This is a genomic window from Nocardia sp. NPDC003183 (genome assembly GCF_053590715.1).
In genome coordinates, this window is the sequence record NZ_JBSFTG010000003.1 from 185121 (window position 1) to 205005 (window position 19885).

Below are 19885 nucleotides of genomic sequence, written 5' to 3' on the forward strand. Positions count from 1 at the left end.
GACCTTTTTGCCGAACCCGCAATTTCGCGTGCCAGATCGTGGTGGCCTCAGCGAAACTGGGCGCGCCTGCTCATCCACCGCAGCGCCTGACGTTTCGCGACGAAGGAAGGTGACCACCGTACCCAGCACACCGCGTCGCGCCCGCCGCCGAGACACCCCGCCCCCACGGACGGGAAGCGAGGAGATCGAGGTCCTGCGCGGATTCCTCGATTATCTGCGGACTTCGATCGTCGCGAAGGTGGACGGCGCGCCCGAACCTCGAGTACGCACGGCCGCGGTGGCATCGGGCACCAATCTGCTCGGCCTGCTCGAGCACCTCACCTTCGTCGAACGCTCGATGTTCCTCGGGGACACCGTGACCGACTGGCAGGCGACCTTCCACGCCCCGGCGTCTGCCACTGTCGCCGACGTCGTCGCCCGCTACCGGGCCGCGGTCGAGCAAGCGAACGAGATACTCGACGGCTGCACCGATCTCGGTGCCCCGCTGCCGCGACCGCGACCGGGACGCCGCGCTCCCAGCGTGCGCTGGGCACTCGCCCACATGATCGAGGAAACCGGGCGCCACGCAGGCCACGCCGACATCCTCCGCGAACTGATCGACGGCGCCACCGGCCGCTGATCTCACCCAGACAAGGAACAGATGATCTCCACCTCCCGACCACACAGCGTCGGTCGATCCGCCTGCGCGGCAGCGGCTTTCGCGCTCGCATTCCTGCTCACGATGTGTGCCGCAGCCTGTTCCCCGGCCGCCTCCGACATCGCACCCCACGCCGCCGCGACGGCGGGCGACCCCGTGTTCGACAAGACATTCCGGCACGAGTTCGCCGACGTCGACGGTGTCCGGATGCACTATGTGACCGGAGGCAGCGGCACACCGGTGGTGCTGATCCACGGGTGGCCGCAGACCTGGTACGGCTGGTGGCCGATCATGCCCGCCCTCGCCGAGAACCACACCGTCTACGCCGTCGACCTGCCCGGACTCGGTGACAGCACCGGTTCACCGGCCGCCTACGACAAGGCCACGCTGGCGCGGTACGTGCACACCCTCATCGCCGACCGGCTCGGCGTGCGGGATGCGCGCGTGGTCGGACACGACTTCGGCGCCGCCGTCGCCTTCGCGTACGCCGCCCAGTTCCCCGCCGATACCGACCGCCTCGGCTACCTCGATCTCCCGCTGCCCGGGCCCGCGATCGACGCACCGACCTACCGCACACTGAGCTGGCACATCGCGTTGCACTCCCAGCGGCGAGTACCCGAAGCTGTTGTCGGCGACAACGTTCGCGAGTACCTGGCGCTGTTCTACCCGCAGGTCTCCTTCGGCGGCACGGCGTTCGGCGGCACCTCGGATCGATCCCCGTTCACCGACGCCGAGGTCGACGAGTTCGCCCGCACCTACCGCAAGCCCGAGGCTCTCGCGGGCGGCTTCGAGCTCTACCGCGCCCTCGACCAGGACGTCCGCGACACTGTGGCGACCGCGCCGACTCCAGTCCCGACCCTGCTCATGACCGCCGAGGGGCAGCTCGAGGCGATCCGCGCCACCGTTTCCCCGCGCCTGAGCAACATCGTGCGGGCGGTCGACGTGCCGCACGCCGGACATTGGCTCGTCGAGGAGAACCCTCGATTCGTCACCGAGGAACTCCAGCGCTTCCTCGCCTGACGCTGCCGCGCCGACACTGTCGCCTCGATATGCCATCATGAACTGTAACGAGTTCTAAAAATGCCCGAGGAGGCCACCGTGGGTGCTGCGCGATCGGTGCGGACAGGGCCGTTCGTCGTGCCCGCCGTGGACGAGATCCCCGGTGGGCGGATGCTCGACCTTCCCGGACGTGGCCGGACCTATGTCGTCGACCTCCCCGGACCACCCGGCGCACCGGTGCTGATCCTGCTGCACGGCACCGCGTGCACGGCGGCACTGAACTGGTTTCCCGCGTTGGAGTCGCTGAGCGCCCACTATCGCGTGGTGCTGTTCGATCAGCGCTGGCACGGGCGCGGGATCCAGTCGGCCCAGTTCCGGATCGACGACTGCGCCGACGATGTGGTCGCGGTCGCCGACGCGCTGGGTCTGGATCGCTTTGTCTGCGTCGGCTATTCGCTCGGCGGTATCGTCTCGCTGCTCACTGCACGCCGGTACCCGGACCGGGTGGCGGGACTGGTCCTGTGCGCGACTCCCTATCGCTTCCAGGAGAAGTGGCGCGAGCGGGCGTTCCATCGCGGTTTCGCTTCCGTCGCCGAGGCACTGGGCGACTATCCGTATCGCCGCGCCCGGCGCTTCACGCGGACCCTGCCGGATCTGCCGCCCGCCTTGGTGCCGGGGCAGCTCCGCCGCTGGGCGGTGGCCGAATTCCGCAGTACGAGTGGCTGGGCGCTAGCCCCCGTGCTGGCCGAGATCGGGACCTTCGACGCCACCGAGTGGCTACCCGAGCTGCGGATGCCGACCGCGGTGGTCATCACGACCAGAGACCGGGCGATCCCGGTGTACCGCCAGATCGAACTCGCGGCCGCCGTCCCGGGGTCGAGTATTCATCCGCTCGCGGCGGGTCACGCGGCGTGCGCCGTCGCGCCGGACCGGTTCGTCGCGGCGCTGACCGACGCGTGCCGGGCAGTGGCGGCACGGCTGTAGGTGACGACCCTGTTCGACGCCGGTGGCGAACAGGGAGATCGGCCCGAGCGGGTGATCAGCCCTTGGCTCGCGCCGCGGCGAGCAGGTCTTCGATCACGGCGGGCACGGCTTCGGCCAGTGCTTCGACATCGGGAACCAGGTCGCGGCAGGCGATGAAGCCGAAATCGAGATCGCCGCAGTTCGACAGCACGGTGACGGTGAGCCCGGCACCGTGGAAGACCGGACCGAACGGAAACATCCCGTCCACCCGGACGCCGAGGAAGTACAGCGGCATCGGCGGGCCCGGCACATTCGAGACCACCAGGTTGTGCACCACCGGGTGCCGTTCGGCCAGCTTCAGCGACGAGTACACGCGCGAGGCGAGCCGAAACGTGTTGGGCGGGGCGTACTTCGACCAGTCCTGCAGGAAGTCGGCGCCGATCATGTCGTGTTCGGCCTTGGCTTCGCGGTTCGCGACGGCCAGCACCCGCAGCCGCTCGACCGGATCGGCGACATCGGTGCCGAGGCGGCAGAACAGCGTCGAGACCTTGTTGATCCCCTCGGTGTGCCGGGTGGATTCGTGCACCGAGACCGGCACCGACGCGATCAGGGAGCGATCGGGCAGCTCGCCTCGTTCTTCCAGGTAGCGGCGCAGCACGCCGCCGACGACGGCCAGCACCACATCGTTGACCTTCACCCCGAACGCGGCCTTGATCTCCTTGATCGCGCCGAGGTCGGTCTTGGTGAACGAGACCGACCGCGCCGCGGTGACGGCCTGGTTGAACGGGGTGCGTGGCGCGGAGAACGGAAGTTCCATCCCCGCTTGATTGTTGCGGCGCCGCCGGGCGAAGCCCGCGACCATCCCGAGGGTCTTGGGGACCATGCCGAGCATGCCGGCCCTGGCGGGCAAGCGGACCGCGGCCCGCGCCGCCAGTTCCAGATCGCCGGGCACCGGTTCCGGTTGCCACGGCTCGGGTTCCGGGCGGCTGGTCCCCGGCTCCAGATCGCACAGGTGCATCATCATGTTCGTGCCGGTGATGCCGTCGACGGCCGAGTGATGGTACTTGCAGACGACGGCCACCTTGCCGTCGTCGAGACCTTCCACCACCGACATCTCCCACAGCGGCCGATTCCGGTCCATCGGGCGACTGGCGATGGCGCCGATCAGCGCGGCCAGACCGCCCGTCTCCGGCAATTCCACGCGCCGGATGTGGTTGTCGATGTCGAAGTCGGCGTCGTCGACCCACAGCGGATGATCGAGGTTGAACGGCACCGAGTGGATTCGGCGACGCATATGCGGGATGAGGGGCAACCGCTTGCGGAGCTCGTCGCGGAGGTCGCCGAAGGAGTAGGGCCCGTCGGCCGGGTCGAGGATCAGCAGTGCGCAGACGTGGAGATGCTGGGTGTCGGTCTCCAGATAGAGGAAACTGGCATCCAGTCCGGTGAGTTGTTCCATAGCAGAAGCCTACTAGAACACGTTCTAGTTTTGCCGTCGCCCGTGCCGAATTTTGACGACGATCACAAGTGGTACGCCGGTGCCGACAACACCTCCGGCCGGGCAGCACGCCCGGCCGGATATGTTGTCGCACAGATCAACTCAGCGCGGCGCCATCCGGATGGCGCCGTCGAGGCGAATGGTCTCGCCGTTGAGCATCGGGTTCTCCACGATGTGGCGGGCCAACGCGGCGAACTCGGTGGGCTGCCCCAGGCGCGAGGGGTGCGGCACCTGCGCGCCGAGGGACTGCAGCGCCTCCTCGGGCAGCGTCTCGAACAGCGGCGTGCGGAACAGGCCGGGCGCGATCGTGACGACGCGGATCTTGAAGCTCGCCAGGTCACGCGCGATCGGCAGGGTCAGGCCGACGATGCCACCCTTGGACGCGGCGTAGGCGGCCTGGCCGATCTGGCCGTCGTAGGCGGCGACGGAGGCGGTGTTGATGATGACGCCGCGCTCCTCACCGACCGGGTCGGTGCCCGACATGCGCTCGGCGGCCAGCCGGATCACGTTGAACGTGCCGACGAGGTTGACGTTGATCACCTTGGTGAAATCGGCGAGCGGGAACGCGCCCTTCTTGCCGACCGTCTTGATCGCGTTGCCGATACCGGCGCAGTTCACGGCGATCCGCAGCGGCGCCAGCGACTCGGCGACGTCGAGGGCCGCGGCCACCGCCGATTCGTCGGTCACGTCCGCGGCCGCGAACGCCGCGCCCTCGCCCAGTTCCTTGGCGATGGCCGCACCGTTGGACGAGGGGAGGTCGACGATGACGACCTTGGCGCCCTTGGCGTGCAGTTCCTGCACGGTCGCCAAGCCGAGACCCGACGCACCGCCGGTGACGATCGCGGACGAGTTGACGAAATCCATACTGTTTCTCCTGTTTTCGGTGAGGTCTCACTGAATATTGACACACTTCGCCAAAACTGTTTGGCTTTCGCGGTGACCCAGCCAGCTCCCCGCCGCCCCGGCCGCCCCTCCGTGCTGGACACCAGGGCCGTGTCGGTCGGCGCACTGCGCTTGTGGACCGACCGCGGTTTCGCCACCACCAGCTGGAGCGATCTCGCCGAGGCCACCGGAATCAGCACGCGCACCCTGCTGCGACACTTCTCGTCCCGAGCCGAGATCGCCTGGATCGGGGTCGCGCCCGCGACGGAGCGGCTACGAGACGCGCTCGCCGGCGCCGCACCCGAGGAGCCGCCCGCGGTGGTCGTGCGGTCCGCGATCGTCGAGTCGGTGTCGCGCGATCCGCAGATCCAGGAGCTGGTGCCGGACTGGCTGCGGCTGATCTCCTCCGAACCCGAGCTGGCCGCGACCGCTCCCCGGATCTACCGTCCGTGGATCGATACGCTGTCGGACTACCTCGCCGGTCGACTGCCCGGCTCCCCCGCTCCCATCTGCCGGGCCATCGCCACCGCGTACCAGTCCGCCACCTTCGCCGCGCTGATCGAGTGGGCCGAGTCCGGCGCGCAGGGCGACTGCGCGGATTCGGTCGACCGGATGCTGCGCTGGATGGATCCGCACCTGCCGGGCTCCGCGCCGGACCGAGCGGCACTCGATCGCGGCTAGGCTCGCACCCGCCGCCGCGATCGGGCCTCGCCGGTCTCCGGTGCGAACGAGGTGAGGCCGACCTCCCGGTATCGCCCGGCCAGGCGTTCGTACTTGCGCCGATTGCGGGCCATCGGGGAGTCGGTGACCGCGGCCGGGAGCCGGGTGTAGGCGACGCGCAGAACGGTCGTGAGGATTCGGAAGTGCCGGTCGTGGCGAGCGGTCCAGGCGATCGGCATCTTGGCGCGCACCTCGGGGTGCATGATCCCGCAGCCGAGAACCATCGCGATATAGCCGAACGTGGGCGCGCTCACCCACCAGAACGGGGCGGTGACGGCGGGCAGGAAGTCCGGGCGCGGTGCACGGCGAACCGTTGTGGTGGCCGCTTCCAGCGCCGGGGTCGCGCGCAGCTCGGTGATCATCTGGTCGTAGTGGACGGCCAGGTCCGCGTAGTTCGCGATCGGCTGCGAGTTACCCGGCAGGTGCAGGCCGCGCGTTTTGGTGCGGTAGTGGTCCCAGATGGCCTGGTCGGCGGCCGGCGACGGGGTGTCGCCGGTCAATGCGAGGTAGGCGCCGCGCTGGACGAAGAAAGTCGAGTAGAGGATCCAGTTCCAGGCGTGCGGGTTGAGCGCCGAATAGCGTTCACCGTCCGGGCCGACGCCTTTGACGTCGCGATGCAGGAGCATGAGCCGCTGCGACTCGGCGTCCCGGTCGGCGTCTTCGCCGTGATAGATCAGCTGGTCGGCCGCCGCGGTGCGCACTGCCCGCGCCCACGGCTGATATCGCGCCCGGCCGGTGGCCTCGAGCGCGGCCGAGACGGGGGGCAGCATCGGCTGGTCGAACAGGCCGACCCCGAAGAAACCGAACAGCACCGAGCCGCCGACACGTTCGAATCGTGCGACGGCGCTGTGGGATTCGCGCGAGGACGCCGGGGTGACGTCGGCCGAGCGGGTTTCCTGATGTGGCACAGGACAGGTCATCGGTGAACTCCTTTGTTCCGCCGACAGTTCTGGTGCTGGATGACACCATAAACTAGTCTGGTGTCAGAGTGCACCAGAATTGAGGGAGGGTCAAGAGTTCCGGGTGGACTATTCTGGCGCCCGAGGAAGAGGAAGGGCGGCCATGCGCAACGACACCGACGACGCGGCGACATCACGCGTCTACGGCGGTGTAGCCGCGGACGAACGCCGGTCCCGCCGTCGTGGCGCGCTGTTCGACGCCGCGCTCGACCTGCTCGCCGAGGGCGGAGCGCCCGCGGTCACCAAACGGGCCGTCTGCGTGCGAGCCCGGCTCAACGATCGCTACTTCTACGAGCAGTTCGCCGACCGCGACGCCCTGCTCACCGCGCTGGTCGAGGAGCACACCGCCCTCGGCATCGCCGCGGTGGTCACCGCCACCCACGACGCCGACCCCGACGTCCACAGCCAGGTGCGCGCGGCGGCGGACGCCGCGCTGGGCTTCCTGCTCGCCGACCCCCGCCGATCGGCCCTGCTGCTCAACGCGCAGAGCACCGAGGCACTGCAGGCCGCGCGACTGACCACCCAGCACGCGATCGCGCGCGCGATGTCGGCGGTGGGTCGCGAGATCCTCGCCGAACCCGCCGATCCGCTCGACGCCGACATGACCGCCTACAGCGTGGTCAGCGGCGCACTGGAGTTGGTCGCGGCCTGGATGCGCGGCGAATTCGGCACCACCCGGGAACATCTCACCGACCTCATCGCCCGGCTGCTGCTCAGCTCCGACAGCACGCAGCACGTCACCGCGACGAAGTCGGCGCAATAGCGCGAGCCGCCCAGGCACGAAAGTCTCCCACTCCCCGGTCGTCCAGTGGTGTCGCCGGAGGTCGGCGTGGGACGCTCAGAGATCGAGACTGTCGATCGAGGAGGCCACCGCCCGATGCGGGGAATCAACCACATCGTTCTGTTCGTCGCGGATCTGCCGCGCAGCATCGCGTTCTACGAGGACGTGCTCGGATTCGAGCGGCTCGCCGAAGGATTCCCCGGCGGCGCGTTTCTGCGTCACCCCGGCTCGGCCAACGATCACGACCTCGGCCTCTTCCAGGCCAGGACACCCACGGCGGGCCCGGCGGGCTCGGTCGGGCTCTATCACGTCGCCTGGGAAGTGGACACGTTGTCCGAGCTCGTCGCCGTCCGGGACCGCTTGACGGCGGCTCGCGCACTCACCGGTGCCGGCGATCACGGGTCGACCAAGGCGCTCTACGCCCGCGACCCCGACGGCATCGAGTTCGAGGTGTGCTGGCTGGTGCCCGATGAGCAGGTGGAGGACGCGCTCGCTCCCGGCACCTCACTGACCGCGCCACTCGACATCGACGCCCAGATCCGGCGGTACGGCGCCACCACCGCCGGCGGCCCACGCACCGATCCCCAGGTATGGGCGCGCGTGGCGGCACGTCGGGCGGCGACGTCGTAACCCGCGCCGGTGTCGGCTAGCGGTTACCAGCTGATATCGGCCGTCGACTCGAGCGGGCTGCGCTGGGCCACCGACTCCTGGGTCACGAAAGTGTCGGCGATGTGGAGCGCGGCCGGGAATCGGCAGTGCGCTCGCTGTTCGATCTCGGCCACGGCGACCTGGAAAACGCGGAACTCGTCGAGGGCGAGCGCTTCGAGTTCGTCGAGGTGCTGGGTCAGCAGAAACGCCTTGCACCGCAGTCGGTTTCCCTCGGCGAAGCAGATCACCTTCCAGTACTCCCGCGGCAGGGCCACCCCACGATGCACCTGGTCGTCCGCGCGGAAGGCGGGCCCGCCGAGCACGCTCACCCTCAGGTTGTCGACCTCGACGTCGGCGAAGACCGCGTCTTCGAGTTGGCCCCACACCCCGGCGCGACTGCTCTGGTTGAAGTCGTCCATCTGCGGGGTGATGTTGGTGTAGAAGAACGAGTCGACATTGGCCTGCTCGGCTTCGGCCTCACTGCCCCACAGCAGATCCGCGCGCCGCGCCAGGTGGCCGCGATCGAGCCGATTCTGTCGGTAGAGTTCGTTTCCCACCTGCGCCTCGGCCGGGACGCGTGGGTCTTTCACGAAGTCGATGCCGGTGCGGGAAAGTTTGCGCATCGCGGCGCCGTCGATGTTCCAGGCCACCCAGAACGCGAACCGCCGTGGCCTGCTCAGCGCCAACGAGAAGTGGGTGTAGCTGATCACGTCGGAGCCGTCGAGACGAACCGCATCGCCGCGCACGGCCGCATCCAGTTCCGGAACCTCGACCCGCGACCCGAGAAAGTCCGGGTCGTACCCGGTCCGCGGCGCGTCGCTCTCGAATCCGGTTGTCGACGGAGAATCCACGTGGACGGTCATCGCAGGCCCCTTCCCGAAGGGTGGACAAGGTGTGTCGGCAGTTGCGTACACACGATCGTCGTCGCCACCGCAGCCATCCTCACGAGTAGTCGACTACCCGTTGTCCTCGCCCGCGGGCGAGGAGAGGTCCGCTCCCCTAGCGCGGGTCCGGGGTCCCGTCGCCGGTCACGGCGAAGGTGGCCCACGCACGGACGACCACGGTGCCCGCGGCGTCGGCGCCGCACAGGCTCACATCGACCCGGGATTCGCCGTCCTGCACGTAGCTCTGGGTCACCCGCCCCGAACACGACATGACATCGCCGGGCGGCAGTGGTCGCACCGACCTGGTGCGGAAGCGGCGGATCGCCTCGGCCCCGAGCCAGTCGGTGGCGTAGGTCGCCAGCAGCGCCGCCGCCTGCGGTGACACCTGCTCGCCCGCGAAGGCTTCCGCCGCCGCCCACGACTCGGCGACCAGTCCGCCCGTGCGGTCGAAGTATCGGGTGAGCGACTCGGCGGCGCCGACGGCGGGTTGGCCGGGGGCGCCCGCGCGGATCGCGGTCAGCTGGTCACCCGCGCGCGGCGGCGGACCGAAGAACCGGTGATCGGTTTCGACTCGCTCCCCTGCGATGGATCCGTCGGCGGGCAGGAAGGTCGGCGGCACCACGGGCCGATCGGCGAGCCGGTAGGCCGGATTGTCCGAGCGCGCCGCCTGTGCGAACAGCCGGATGGCATCGGTGTCCAGTACCACCGCGACGTTACCCATGATTCACTCCTGCTCGTCGAAACCGATGCCGTCACGGTAGGGCGGTCCGCCTCCTGTGATCGGTTCCTCTCCCGGTCATCGGGACAGCGGCCGACCGGGACGAAAACATGTCCGCTGACCGGGAACACCACGACCCGCCGACCCCCGCGCGGCGCGACCATCGGCGCAGCTCATCCCCACTCCGTCCGAACATGGAGGTTTCGATGCCGGAGAACTCGCCGAACGGCCGATCGCAGGACACCACCGCCGACTACCGGCAGATCGAGGCCGCCGCGGCGCCGACTCGGTTCGCCCGCGGCTGGCACTGCCTCGGCCTGCTCTCGTCGTTCCGCGACGGCAACCCGCACGAGGTGAAGGCCTTCGGCACCATGCTCGTGGTGTTCCAGTCCGAATCCGACGGCGCGCTGCACGTGCTCGACGGCTACTGCCGCCACATGGGCGGCAACCTCGCGCGCGGCACCATCAAGGGCGACTCGATCGCCTGCCCGTTCCACGACTGGCGCTGGGGCGGTAACGGCAAGTGCACGGCCATTCCGTACGCGCGCCGGGTGCCGCCGCTGGCCAAGACCCGCACCTGGCCGACGCTGGAGCGCAACGGCCAGCTCTACGTCTGGCACGACCCGCAAGGCAGCAAGCCCACCGATGACGTGACCATCCCCGAGATCGAGGGGTACGGCACGCCGGAGTGGACCGACCTGACCTGGAATTCGATTCTGATCGAGGGCTCGCACTGTCGCGAGATCGTCGACAACGTCGTCGACATGGCGCACTTCTTCTACGTGCACTACTCGTTCCCGCGCTACTTCAAGAACGTCTTCGAGGGCCACGTCGCCACTCAGTACATGCGCTCGACCCCGCGCCACGACGTCACTGTCGGCACCAGCTACGACGACCCGGATTCCGCGCTGCGCTCGGACGCCTCGTATTTCGGTCCGTCGTACATGCTCGATTGGCTGTGGAGCGAATCGAACGGGATGACAATCGAGACGGTGCTCGTCAACTGCCACTACCCGGTCGACGAGAACTCGTTCGTGCTGCAGTACGGCGCGATGGTCAAGAAGCCCGAGGGCATGTCCGACGAGGACGCCAACGCGATGGCGGCACAGTTCGCGCAGGGCGTGGAGTACGGCTTCGAGCAGGACGTCGAGATCTGGAAGAACAAGGCGCCCATCGACAATCCGCTGCTCTCGGAGGAAGACGGCCCGGTGTATCAGCTGCGCCGTTGGTACAAGCAGTTCTATGTCGACGTCGACGACGTCACCGAGGACATGACCAAGCGGTTCGAGTTCGAGATCGATACCGATCGCGCGGTGACGAGCTGGGAGGCCGAGGTGGCCGACAACATCGCCCGCGGCGCCGTCATCGACACCATGTCCTGATCCGCCACCCCACTACGAACAGAAAGCATCACCGGAGATGACCAGAGTTCTCGACAATATCGCCGCCATCGCGGACCAGCTGCGTGAGCAGGCACCGGAGGCGGAGCGGCTCGGGCAGCTGCCCGATGCCACAGCCCAGCTGCTGAAGGCGGCGGGCCCGATCCGCCTGCTGCAGCCGAAGAAGTACAGCGGCTACGAGGCGCACCCGCGCGAGTTCGCCGAGACGGTGATGGCCACCGCCGCGCTCGACCCGGCCAGCGGCTGGATCGCCGGCATCGTCGGCGTGCACCCGTGGCAGCTGGCCTTCGCCGACCCGAAGGTGCAGGACGAGGTGTGGGCCGACGACCACGACACCTGGATGGCCTCGCCCTACGCGCCGACCGGCATCGCCCGTCCGGTCGACGGCGGCTACATCTTCAACGGCCGCTGGCAGTTCAGCTCCGGCACCGACCACTGTGACTGGATCTTCCTGGGCGCCATGCTCGGTGATGCCGAGGGCAAGATGGCGCTGCCGCCGACGATGCTGCACATGATCCTGCCGCGCCAGGATTACCAGATCGTCGAGGACTCCTGGAATGTGGTGGGCCTCAAGGGGACCGGATCCAAGGACATCATCGTCAAGGACGCGTTCGTGCCCGACTACCGGGTGATGAACGGTGACCACGTCATCGACGGCACCGCGCAGAAGGAGTACGGGGTCACCGAGACGCTGTACAAGATGCCGTGGTCGACGATGTTCCCGCTGGGCATCAGCTCCGCGGTGGTCGGCATCGCCGAAGGCGCGCTGGCCGCGCACCTGGACTACCAGCGCGACCGGGTCGGCGCGCAGGGCACCGCGGTCAAGGACGATCCGTACGTGCTGTTCGCCATCGGCGAGGCCGCCGCCGACATCAACGCCGCGCGCCAGGAACTCCTCGCCAACGCCGACAAGATCTTCGACGCCGTCGACGCGGGCAAGGAGATCGGCTTCGCCGAGCGGGCCGCGGTCCGGCGCACCCAGGTCCGCGCGGCCTGGCGCGCGGTCACCGCCGTGGACCAGATCTTCGCCCGCTCCGGCGGCAACGCCATGCGGATCGACAAGCCGCTGCAGCGCTACTGGCGCGACGCGCACGTCGGCCTCGCCCACGCCATCCACGTGCCGAGCACGGTGTATCACGCCTCGGCCGTCAGCTCCCTCGGTCTCGAGCCCGCGGACAACCTGCGCTCGATGATCTGACCCGAACACCACGAAGGACAACGGAAATGACAGACATCAAAGGCCTCGGCTACGTCAAGATCCAGACCGCCGACATGGACCGGTGGCGCAAGTTCGCGTTCGAGGTGCTCGGCTTCGCCCAGGGCAGCGGGCCCGACGAGGACGCGCTGTACCTGCGGATGGACGAGCGCGCGGCGCGGATCACGATCGTGCCGGGCGACAGCGACGCCATCGTCACGATCGGCTGGGAAGTCCGCGACCACGCGGCACTGGTCCGCGTGCAGGAAGCCGTGACGGCGGCCGGGATCGCGGTGAAACCGCTGTCGGTCGAAGAGGCCGACGCGCGCCGGGTCGAGGAGGTCATCACCTTCCAGGACCCGACCGGCGCCACCCTCGAGATCTTCCACGGCGCGGTGCTCGACCACACCCCGGTGATCACCCCCTTCGGCGCGCGATTCGTCACCGGCGCACAGGGTCTGGGCCATGTCGTGCTGCCGACCATGGACCCCAACGGCGCGTTCGGCTTCTACACCGACGTGCTCGGGTTCCTGCCGCGCGGCGCGTTCCGGATCCCGGCGCCGCCGGAGTACGGCCCGATGCGGGTGCGGTTCCTCGGTGTCAACGAACGCCATCACAGCTTGGCGCTGTGTCCTGCCCCGCACGGCGGCGCGCCGGGCCTGGTGCACATCATGGTGGAGGTCGACTCCCTCGATGCCGTCGGCCAGGCTCTCGATCGGGTGACCAAGGACGGCTTCTCGGTGTCCTCGACGCTGGGCAGGCACACCAACGACAAGATGGTGTCGTTCTACGTCCGCGCGCCCGGCGGCTGGGATATCGAGTTCGGTACCGAAGGCATGCGGGTCGACGAGACGTACTACAGCGCCGAGGAGATCACCGCGGACAGCTACTGGGGCCACGACTGGTCCGGGAGTGAGCCGCTCGCGGCGATGTAATTCCGCAGGTAGTCCCACGACGGCCCCTGGCCCGAGCTCCTCGCTCGGGCCAGGGGTCGTCTTTTTCATATTGGCCTGCCGATTCATGTGACAACGACCACAACGGATGGTATGAATAGGTATATGCCTAATCGAAATATGCGACTGGGCATCAGCTCGTAGATCCGAATGGAGAGCTCATGGTCATCCAGGCCGAGGCCACCACCCCGAGCGCGATCCTCGATCGCGCGTCCCTGCTGCTCGACGCCTTCGACGGCCCGGGCAGGCTCACGCTCGCCCAGATCGTCCGGCGCACCGGTCTACCCCGGTCCTCGGCGCATCGCATGCTCGATCGGCTGGTGCAGTTGCGCTGGCTACGTCGCGAGGGGCGCGACTACGAACTCGGCATCCGGCTGATGGAGCTCGGCTCACTGGCGGTGCACCAGGACCGACTGCACCGCGCGGCGATGCCGTTCCTGCACGAGCTGCACCGGGTCACCGGGTTCGTGGTGCATCTGGCCGTGCTGGACGGTCCCGACGTCGTGTACCTCGACAAGGTCGGCGGCGAGCTGTCGGCGGTGGTGCCCACCCGCGTCGGCGGCAGGCGGCCCGCTGCCTGTACCGCGGTCGGCAAGGCGATCCTGGCCTACTCCGACGAGCGCCGCATCGCCGATGCCCTCGCGGGCCAGGCCGGCGCACGCACCCGCTACTCGATCACCACCAAGGCCCAGCTCGACACCGAACTGGACAAGGTGCGCGCGCACGGGATCGCCGTCGAGCGCGAGGAGTCGCTGCCCGGCTTCGGCTGTATCGCGGCGCCCATCGGCGACCTCGGCGAGGCCGCCGTGGCGGCGGTGTCGGTGTGTGGACCGGTGGATCGGATGCTGTTCGATCACCGTCTCAGCGCACCGGTGCGCACGACCGCGCTCAACATCTGGCGCCACGTCGACGACGGCCGGGTCCGGGTGCATCCGACGTTGCAGCAGCATCCTCGTCCGCTGGGCGTGAGCCGTTCGTACGCCGACCACCGCGGGCCGCGTACGGCGTGATCCCCGTCGCGCCGTACGCCGCCGGCCCGAACGCGGGCGGCGCACGGCGCGACCCGGTTGTGCGCGGCAGCGGGGTCAGATCCGTTCGCGGACGATCACTTCCGTCAGAGCGGGCGGTTCACGCAAAAACTGTGGCAGATCCGGTCGCGGATGATCATGTCCGGGCATTCGGGGTCGAACCAGCGGTCGACGTGCGCCCAGTGGACCGGATGCATCAGATAGGGGCCCGCGAGAGCGTCGAGGTCGGCGAACTCCTGCTCCCAGACATGGGTCCACGCCGCGAGTCCGGTGCCACGGGTGACCCGGCTCAACTGCCAGGATCGGATGCCCGGCAGGTAGCGGGGCATCCGCAGCAGGTCTGCCTCGAAGCGCTCGACCGTCGCGCGCGGGGTGTGCTGCTCGACTCGCAGCAGCAGTACCCGGTAGACCGACCCGGTGGCGTCCGGCTCGGCGATACCCGCTGTGCCGCCGTGATATTCGGTGCCGTCGACGTGGGCGACGGGACTCTCGCTCAACAGGGTATCCACCTCGGTGGTGGTCCCTGTCCAGTCCGCGGACTCGTCGAAGCGCAGGTGCACCAGGACATCACCACCGTTGCGCACGCCCGGCAATGTGGGCTCGACCAGCACGCGGCGTGCGGCCGGGGCCGCGATTTCGCGCACCCTGGTCATCAGCCGGTCACGCACCACGGTCTCGGTGCCGGGCGAAAGATGCACCAGCCGAGTCACTTCAAACATTGCCGAGCCTGTCGATGTCGGTGGCGAGCGCGCCGGTCGAGCGGGTCCGTTCGACGATCAGCTCCCGCGCCGAGGCCCACCACTGCCGCACCGACTCATCCGACCGTCCCTGCCAGGTCATCTCCCACCAGCCCTGTGCGCCGTCTAGCACCCAGCTCGCGATGATCGTGTTCGACTCGTCCGGGAACCACACGGGCGGACTCACCACGATCCGCTCCAGCGTCATGCCGCGTCGGCGCGCGCCCGGGGCGTAGTCGCGCAGATAGGCGTCGACGAATTCCCTGGCCCGTCCTGGCTTGGTCACTACGGTGTCGATCACGTAGACCTTCGTGGCTTCCATGCACCGACCGTAGGCAGCCGCCGAAGGGCATCGACCTGGTGTTTCCGCCCAGTGGGAGAACGCGGTACGGATCGCGCGGCACCGACCCTACGGTGAGGCCGACGACGTCCGATTCCGTCGCCGAAATTCAGGAGGACCAGTGACTGTGCGAACGTTCCCGACCACCGGGCCCGGTGCGGTTCCCGATCCGGAAGTCGCGGCCGTGCTCGCCACGCTCGACGCCGGATTCCCCGATGTCGCCACGATGGCCGCGAGCGAGGCGCGTGCCGCGATCCGCGCCAGACGCGCTCCGCTGCAACGACTTCCCGATATGGCGCTGGCGCGCGACCTCACGATCGACGGACCCGGCGGCCCGCTACCGCTGCGGGTGTTCCGGCCGCATCACGACGGCGAACCGCTGCCGGTGATCGTGTTCGCGCACGGCGGCGGCTTCGTGTTCTGCGACCTCGACAGTCACGACGAGTTCTGCCGCTCGATGGCGGCGGGTGTCGGTGCGGTGGTGGTCTCGGTCGACTATCGGCTCGCGCCCGAGCACGCGGGCCCCGCGGCCCATGACGACATGTTCGCGGCGCTGCGGTGGACCGCCGCCAACGCCGGCGACCATGGCGGCGACCCGTCGAGGATCGCGGTGGCCGGTGACAGCGCGGGCGGTAATCTCGCCGCCACCGTGGCCATCGCGGCCAGGGACGCGGACGGGCCACAGATCGCGGCCCAGATCCTGATCTATCCGGTGATCGACGACGATTTCGAGACCGAGTCCTACCGGCGATTCGGCACGGGCCACTACAACACCACCAGCGCCATGCGGTGGTACTGGGCGAACTACGCACCGCACGGCACCGACGACGTGCGTCTCGTGCCGACCAGGGCGGACTCGCTGGCCGGTCTACCGCCCGCGGTGGTGGTCACCGCCGAACTGGACCCGCCGTGTTCGGCCGGGGACGCCTACGCCCAGCGCCTGGCAGCCGACGGTGTCGCGGTTCGTTATCGCCGCTACACCGGGCTGTTCCACGGATTCCTCAGCATCCCGTCCCTCGCCGCCACCGTCGCCGCGCGCACCGAGATCTGGGCTATGGTGCGCGAGACGCTCGACCTCCCTCGGGACCCGAGGTGATCGGTACCGGTAGCGCCCCACCCGAGACCCTTCAGGCCCGCGTTCCGAGTAGGGGGTTCAGGTTCAGACCGCGGTGAAGTACTCGATCTTCGGCGCAGCCGCCAGCAAGGGAGCCATCAACTTGCCTGCCGCGCGGAAGTGCTCCGACCGGCCGTGGGCTTCGACGGCGGCGTCGTCGGAGTACAGCTCGAAGAACCGGTAGTGATCGGCGTCGGTCCGCGAACGCACCAGCTGGTAGGTCAGATTGCCCGGCTCGTTGGACTTGATCTGTTCGACGAGATCGGCGACGACGGCTTCGAACTCCGCACCCGCACCGGCTTTGACGGTCACCTCGGCGATGACTGCGATCATGATTTCTCTCCTTTTTCCGTGCGACAGTACCCGCGATCGGAGAGACACGGCCTAGTCCGCCGGGTCGTGCTGCTCGAGCTCTTCTTCGCGCACCCGCTGCTCGATCTCGCGCCAGCGACCCGGCGTCGGGTGGGGGTAGTCGGTGCGGTCGTCGTGTTCGGCGCCCGCCAAGACGGTGGCCGCGTTGTCGATGTCATCGATCAGCTGCTGCGCGAGGTCGCGTTCGGTCGCGTAGTGGCGCTGCGCCCATTGCAGCACGAGCTGCGAATAGGCCCAGCCCGGTTCGGATTTCGCGGCTTCGGCATCGATCGCGGCGCGTTGGGCGAGTTTGTCGACGTCGGCGATGTGGTCGTGCAGGATCTGCTTGAGCCGATCCGGGGACCCGAGATGGCCGAACATCACGCGCAGCAGCACGTGGTGTTTGAGCACCGACGGATCGACCGGCGCCTTGTTCCACCACGTGGTCACCGCGGCCCGGCCCTCCGCGGTGATCTGGTACAGCCGTCTGGCGCGCATGGTGTTGTCGGGATCGAGTCGCGAACTCGCGAAGCCGTGCTGTTCGAGCTTCTTCAGCTCGGCGTAGATCTGGCTGTAGGACGGGGTCCAGTAGACGTAGCGCAGACTCCAGTCCGCCCATTTCTTCAGGTCGTAGCCGGAGATCTCCTCCTCGTACGAGAGCATGGCGAGCACCGCCCAGCTGGTCGGCGGCAGATTGGGCACGCCGGAGTCGGGGTCGGGGGTAGCCATGGCTGAATGCTAGCAACCGATCTTCCCGGAATTCACCCGTCAGCAACCGCTGACCGGGAGGCCGTCTTGAGGCGCTGCCCGATCTTCCCGGATTCTGGGAGGCATCGAATTCCTTTCGGAAGGACCTCTATGAATGCGGACAACGTCGTCGTCGACGCAGGTATCCCGGCCCCCGCGGACCTGCGCAGAGTGCTCGGGCACTTCGCGACGGGCGTCGCGGTGATCGCCGCCCACGACGGGACGCGACCGCTCGGCTTCACCTGTCAGTCGGTGGTGTCGGTGTCGCTGGACCCGCCGTATGTGTCGTTCTGCCCGGCCAAGAGTTCCACGAGCTGGCCGCTGCTGCGTGCGGCGGGCGCGTTGTGCATCAACATCCTGGCGCAGGAGCAGAGCGCGCTGTGCCGCCAGTTCGCGGTGAGCGGGGCCGACAAGTTCGCCGGCGTCGAGTGGGACAGGGCGGGCAACGGCGCGCCCGCGCTGGCCGGGGCGCTGGCCCAGATCGAGGTGACGGTGGAGCTCGAGCACGACGCGGGCGACCACACCGTGGTACTCGCGCGCATCGGTGAGCTGCGGGCCACCGAGGGCGCCGAGCCGCTGCTGTTCTACAAGGGCGGGTTCGGCGGCTTCACGGCCTGACACGACGACGGGGTGGTCCGGTGCGGACCACCCCGTCGTCGCCGCTCACGCCTCGATGACGTCGAAGCCCTTGTACCCGGCGGCCGCGACCTCGGCGATGATCTGGCCGTAGACGCCGAAGCCGCCGACGAAGGGCATGAACACCCGTGGCCTGCCTTCGATGTTCGCACCCAGGTACCACGAATTCGCCTGTGTCATCAGCGTTCCCGCGGCCCGGTTCACGCATTCGAGCACCCACTCCGCCACCGCGTCCTGGCGTGCCTCCAGCGCCACCGCTCCCCTGCCGTCGAGGAAGCCGATCGCCTCGGCCACCCAGTCGACGTGCAGTTCCGAGTGCAGCACCATGTTGGCCAGCACCGACGGACTGCCGGGACCGGTGAGGTTGAACAGGTTCGGAAACCCTGCCATCCCCAGTCCCAGATAGGTTTTCGGCCCTTCCCGCCAGGCGTGGTTGAGCGTCTCGCCGTCGCGGCCGACGATGTTCATCCGCGACACCGAACCGGTCATCGCGTCGAAGCCGGTCGCGAGCACGAGGGTGTCGAGGGGGTAATGCGTGTCGGTGGTGTGCACGCCCTCGGCGTCGATCCGGGTGATCGGTGTCGCCTTCAGGTCGACGAGGTCGACATTGGCGCGGTTGAAGGTCTGGTAGTAGTTCGTGTCGGTGCAGATCCGCTTGGTGCCGATGGGGTGGTCGTGCGGGACGAGCAGGTCGGCGACGCGCGGGTCCTCGATCACCGCCCGCACCTTCTCCTCCCAGAATTCGCGGGCGGTGTCGTTGGCGGCGAGGGTCGTCAGCTGATCGGGGAAGGTCTTGCTGAACAGCACACCGCCCAGCGCCCAGCGCTTCTCGTAGGCCTCGCGCCGGTCCGGCTCGCTCACCGCGACCGCGGATGCCGGATGCGCCTGGTGCGGCGAACCGCCGCCGCTGGCCATCGACAGCCGCCTGCGCTCGGGATAGTTCGCCTTCTGCGCGGCCCGGTCCTGTTCGGTCAGCGGCGTATTACCGGCGGGCACACTGTAATTGGCGGTGCGCTGGAACACGTGCAAGCGCTCGGCCTGCTCGGCCACACACGGGATCGTCTGGATACCGGAGGAGCCGGTGCCGATCACGCCGACCCGGCGGCCGGTGAGATCGACCCCCTCGTGCGGCCAGTGCGACGTGTGCAGGAGCTGCCCGGCGAAGGTGTCGAGTCCGTCGATGGCCGGGGTGTTGGCGTTGGAGAGCGGGCCGGTGGCCAGCACGACGAACCGGGCCGAGACCGCGCGGCCGGTGTCGGTGTCGACCTGCCAGCGCAGGGTCTGCTCGTCGAGCACGATATCGGTGACGCGCGTGTTGAATTCGATGTCGCGACGCAGTTCGTAGCGGTCGGCGACGTGCTCGAGGTAGGACAGGATCTCGGGCTGGGTGGCGTACTTCTCGCTCCAGTTCCACTCCTGTTGCAGCGCGTCGTCGAAGGAGTACGAGTAGTCGACGCTCTCGACATCACAGCGCGCGCCCGGGTAGCGGTTCCAGTACCAGACGCCGCCCACGCCGTCGCCGGCTTCGAACACCCGCACGGTGAGACCGCTACCGCGGAAGCGGTGCAGCGCGTAGAGGCCGGCGATGCCCGCACCGACGACGACCACGTCGACGTCGGCCGGGCCTTTCGCTGGTGCCGATGGGGTCTCGGGGTTCACAGTGCCTACCTTTCGATGGAGACCGGTTTCTCTGCGGGC

Annotated in this window: 22 protein-coding genes; 12 read left to right on the forward strand and 10 right to left on the reverse strand. The window is 68.7% G+C overall.

Annotated elements, in window-relative coordinates; genetic code table 11:
* Window positions 1-109: 109 nt before the first annotated feature.
* The 3 genes from ACWDXS_RS12730 to ACWDXS_RS12740 all read left to right on the forward strand — a co-directional run bounded on the left by ACWDXS_RS12730 (window position 110) and on the right by ACWDXS_RS12740 (window position 2620).
* A complete protein-coding gene (locus tag ACWDXS_RS12730) occupies window positions 110-619 on the forward strand; it encodes a DinB family protein (RefSeq protein WP_449965195.1) in 510 nt (169 codons plus the stop codon).
* A 21-nt stretch (window positions 620-640) separates the two neighbouring features.
* Window positions 641-1657, forward strand: coding sequence for an alpha/beta fold hydrolase (locus ACWDXS_RS12735; RefSeq protein WP_449965198.1), 1017 nt, complete (start codon window positions 641-643; stop codon window positions 1655-1657).
* A gap of 78 nt (window positions 1658-1735) precedes the next feature.
* Complete coding sequence (locus tag ACWDXS_RS12740; protein ID WP_378987639.1) at window positions 1736-2620, forward strand: alpha/beta fold hydrolase; 885 nt, start codon at window positions 1736-1738, stop codon at window positions 2618-2620.
* A gap of 55 nt (window positions 2621-2675) precedes the next feature.
* On the opposite strand, the gene ACWDXS_RS12745 is transcribed toward ACWDXS_RS12740, so the two are convergent.
* Window positions 2676-4055 (reverse strand): WS/DGAT/MGAT family O-acyltransferase, encoded by a 1380-nt coding sequence (locus tag ACWDXS_RS12745; RefSeq protein WP_449965201.1) that lies wholly within the window; start codon window positions 4053-4055, stop codon window positions 2676-2678.
* A gap of 141 nt (window positions 4056-4196) precedes the next feature.
* A complete protein-coding gene (locus ACWDXS_RS12750; RefSeq protein ID WP_378987645.1) occupies window positions 4197-4958 on the reverse strand; it encodes a 3-hydroxyacyl-CoA dehydrogenase in 762 nt (253 codons plus the stop codon).
* A gap of 72 nt (window positions 4959-5030) precedes the next feature.
* Between ACWDXS_RS12750 and ACWDXS_RS12755 the strand changes: the two genes are divergently transcribed.
* Entirely contained in the window at window positions 5031-5657 is a 627-nt protein-coding gene (locus ACWDXS_RS12755) for a TetR/AcrR family transcriptional regulator (protein ID WP_449965205.1), read from the forward strand.
* Here the strand turns inward: ACWDXS_RS12755 and ACWDXS_RS12760 are convergent.
* Window positions 5654-6616: an oxygenase MpaB family protein gene (locus ACWDXS_RS12760; RefSeq protein ID WP_449965208.1), complete on the reverse strand. Its 963-nt coding sequence runs from the start codon at window positions 6614-6616 to the stop codon at window positions 5654-5656. The two genes, ACWDXS_RS12755 and ACWDXS_RS12760, sit on opposite strands and share 4 nt — an antisense overlap.
* Before the next feature lie 142 nt (window positions 6617-6758).
* On the opposite strand from ACWDXS_RS12760, the gene ACWDXS_RS12765 reads away from it, so the two are divergent.
* A complete protein-coding gene (locus ACWDXS_RS12765; protein ID WP_378987654.1) occupies window positions 6759-7418 on the forward strand; it encodes a TetR/AcrR family transcriptional regulator in 660 nt (219 codons plus the stop codon).
* Window positions 7419-7532: 114 nt separating this feature from the next.
* Window positions 7533-8066, forward strand: a complete 534-nt coding sequence (locus ACWDXS_RS12770) for a VOC family protein (protein WP_387443527.1) — start codon at window positions 7533-7535, stop codon at window positions 8064-8066.
* Between the two features lie 23 nt (window positions 8067-8089).
* On the opposite strand, the gene ACWDXS_RS12775 is transcribed toward ACWDXS_RS12770, so the two are convergent.
* Together ACWDXS_RS12775 and ACWDXS_RS12780 are read right to left on the reverse strand one after the other, a co-directional pair.
* Window positions 8090-8947 (reverse strand): DNA/RNA non-specific endonuclease, encoded by an 858-nt coding sequence (locus tag ACWDXS_RS12775; RefSeq protein WP_387443524.1) that lies wholly within the window; start codon window positions 8945-8947, stop codon window positions 8090-8092.
* A gap of 136 nt (window positions 8948-9083) precedes the next feature.
* Window positions 9084-9689 (reverse strand): hotdog family protein, encoded by a 606-nt coding sequence (locus tag ACWDXS_RS12780; protein ID WP_378987663.1) that lies wholly within the window; start codon window positions 9687-9689, stop codon window positions 9084-9086.
* 203 nt (window positions 9690-9892) lie between these two features.
* Here ACWDXS_RS12780 and ACWDXS_RS12785 point away from each other — a divergent pair, with 203 nt between their 5' ends.
* The 4 genes from ACWDXS_RS12785 (at window position 9893) to ACWDXS_RS12800 (ending at window position 14244) form a co-directional block, all read left to right on the forward strand.
* Complete coding sequence (locus ACWDXS_RS12785; RefSeq protein WP_378627736.1) at window positions 9893-11068, forward strand: Rieske 2Fe-2S domain-containing protein; 1176 nt, start codon at window positions 9893-9895, stop codon at window positions 11066-11068.
* Between the two features lie 37 nt (window positions 11069-11105).
* The gene (locus tag ACWDXS_RS12790) at window positions 11106-12284 is read left to right on the forward strand and encodes an acyl-CoA dehydrogenase family protein (protein ID WP_449965214.1); all 1179 of its coding nucleotides are present in this window, start codon (window positions 11106-11108) and stop codon (window positions 12282-12284) included.
* A gap of 26 nt (window positions 12285-12310) precedes the next feature.
* Window positions 12311-13216 (forward strand): biphenyl-2,3-diol 1,2-dioxygenase, encoded by a 906-nt coding sequence (gene bphC, locus ACWDXS_RS12795; RefSeq protein ID WP_449965217.1) that lies wholly within the window; start codon window positions 12311-12313, stop codon window positions 13214-13216.
* A 179-nt stretch (window positions 13217-13395) separates the two neighbouring features.
* Entirely contained in the window at window positions 13396-14244 is an 849-nt protein-coding gene (locus tag ACWDXS_RS12800; protein ID WP_378627732.1) for an IclR family transcriptional regulator, read from the forward strand.
* A gap of 104 nt (window positions 14245-14348) precedes the next feature.
* On the opposite strand, the gene ACWDXS_RS12805 is transcribed toward ACWDXS_RS12800, so the two are convergent.
* Both ACWDXS_RS12805 and ACWDXS_RS12810 read right to left on the reverse strand, forming a co-directional pair.
* The gene (locus ACWDXS_RS12805) at window positions 14349-14981 is read right to left on the reverse strand and encodes a Dabb family protein (protein ID WP_449965221.1); all 633 of its coding nucleotides are present in this window, start codon (window positions 14979-14981) and stop codon (window positions 14349-14351) included.
* A complete protein-coding gene (locus ACWDXS_RS12810; protein ID WP_378987678.1) occupies window positions 14974-15321 on the reverse strand; it encodes a hypothetical protein in 348 nt (115 codons plus the stop codon). The genes ACWDXS_RS12805 and ACWDXS_RS12810 overlap by 8 nt, the downstream gene beginning before the upstream one ends.
* Before the next feature lie 139 nt (window positions 15322-15460).
* Here ACWDXS_RS12810 and ACWDXS_RS12815 point away from each other — a divergent pair, with 139 nt between their 5' ends.
* Window positions 15461-16435 (forward strand): alpha/beta hydrolase, encoded by a 975-nt coding sequence (locus ACWDXS_RS12815; protein ID WP_379316031.1) that lies wholly within the window; start codon window positions 15461-15463, stop codon window positions 16433-16435.
* 63 nt (window positions 16436-16498) lie between these two features.
* Here ACWDXS_RS12815 and ACWDXS_RS12820 read toward each other — a convergent pair whose 3' ends face one another.
* Complete coding sequence (locus ACWDXS_RS12820) at window positions 16499-16786, reverse strand: putative quinol monooxygenase (RefSeq protein ID WP_449965225.1); 288 nt, start codon at window positions 16784-16786, stop codon at window positions 16499-16501.
* A 51-nt stretch (window positions 16787-16837) separates the two neighbouring features.
* On the reverse strand, window positions 16838-17533 hold the full coding sequence (locus ACWDXS_RS12825; protein WP_378987687.1) for a PadR family transcriptional regulator: 696 nt from the start codon (window positions 17531-17533) through the stop codon (window positions 16838-16840).
* Window positions 17534-17662: 129 nt separating this feature from the next.
* Here ACWDXS_RS12825 and ACWDXS_RS12830 point away from each other — a divergent pair, with 129 nt between their 5' ends.
* Window positions 17663-18169 (forward strand): flavin reductase family protein, encoded by a 507-nt coding sequence (locus ACWDXS_RS12830; RefSeq protein WP_378987690.1) that lies wholly within the window; start codon window positions 17663-17665, stop codon window positions 18167-18169.
* Between the two features lie 45 nt (window positions 18170-18214).
* Here the strand turns inward: ACWDXS_RS12830 and ACWDXS_RS12835 are convergent, their stop codons facing one another.
* Window positions 18215-19846, reverse strand: coding sequence for a flavin-containing monooxygenase (locus ACWDXS_RS12835; protein WP_378987693.1), 1632 nt, complete (start codon window positions 19844-19846; stop codon window positions 18215-18217).
* Between the last annotated feature and the right edge of the window lie 39 nt (window positions 19847-19885).

Excerpts from the sequence above, each read along its gene's own strand:
- ACWDXS_RS12800 (WP_378627732.1), top strand. The coding sequence starts at position 13,396 with ATGGTCATCCAGGCCGAGGCCACCACCCCGAGCGCGATCCTCGATCGC.
- ACWDXS_RS12785 (WP_378627736.1), top strand. The coding sequence starts at position 9,893 with ATGCCGGAGAACTCGCCGAACGGCCGATCGCAGGACACCACCGCCGAC.
- ACWDXS_RS12735 (WP_449965198.1), top strand. The coding sequence starts at position 641 with ATGATCTCCACCTCCCGACCACACAGCGTCGGTCGATCCGCCTGCGCG.
- ACWDXS_RS12830 (WP_378987690.1), top strand. The coding sequence starts at position 17,663 with ATGAATGCGGACAACGTCGTCGTCGACGCAGGTATCCCGGCCCCCGCG.
- ACWDXS_RS12820 (WP_449965225.1), bottom strand. The coding sequence starts at position 16,786 with ATGATCGCAGTCATCGCCGAGGTGACCGTCAAAGCCGGTGCGGGTGCG.
- bphC (WP_449965217.1), top strand. The coding sequence starts at position 12,311 with ATGACAGACATCAAAGGCCTCGGCTACGTCAAGATCCAGACCGCCGAC.
- ACWDXS_RS12745 (WP_449965201.1), bottom strand. The coding sequence starts at position 4,055 with ATGGAACAACTCACCGGACTGGATGCCAGTTTCCTCTATCTGGAGACC.
- ACWDXS_RS12790 (WP_449965214.1), top strand. The coding sequence starts at position 11,106 with ATGACCAGAGTTCTCGACAATATCGCCGCCATCGCGGACCAGCTGCGT.
- ACWDXS_RS12810 (WP_378987678.1), bottom strand. The coding sequence starts at position 15,321 with ATGGAAGCCACGAAGGTCTACGTGATCGACACCGTAGTGACCAAGCCA.
- ACWDXS_RS12825 (WP_378987687.1), bottom strand. The coding sequence starts at position 17,533 with ATGGCTACCCCCGACCCCGACTCCGGCGTGCCCAATCTGCCGCCGACC.
- ACWDXS_RS12780 (WP_378987663.1), bottom strand. The coding sequence starts at position 9,689 with ATGGGTAACGTCGCGGTGGTACTGGACACCGATGCCATCCGGCTGTTC.
- ACWDXS_RS12775 (WP_387443524.1), bottom strand. The coding sequence starts at position 8,947 with ATGACCGTCCACGTGGATTCTCCGTCGACAACCGGATTCGAGAGCGAC.
- ACWDXS_RS12770 (WP_387443527.1), top strand. The coding sequence starts at position 7,533 with ATGCGGGGAATCAACCACATCGTTCTGTTCGTCGCGGATCTGCCGCGC.
- ACWDXS_RS12805 (WP_449965221.1), bottom strand. The coding sequence starts at position 14,981 with ATGTTTGAAGTGACTCGGCTGGTGCATCTTTCGCCCGGCACCGAGACC.
- ACWDXS_RS12760 (WP_449965208.1), bottom strand. The coding sequence starts at position 6,616 with ATGACCTGTCCTGTGCCACATCAGGAAACCCGCTCGGCCGACGTCACC.
- ACWDXS_RS12765 (WP_378987654.1), top strand. The coding sequence starts at position 6,759 with ATGCGCAACGACACCGACGACGCGGCGACATCACGCGTCTACGGCGGT.
- ACWDXS_RS12750 (WP_378987645.1), bottom strand. The coding sequence starts at position 4,958 with ATGGATTTCGTCAACTCGTCCGCGATCGTCACCGGCGGTGCGTCGGGT.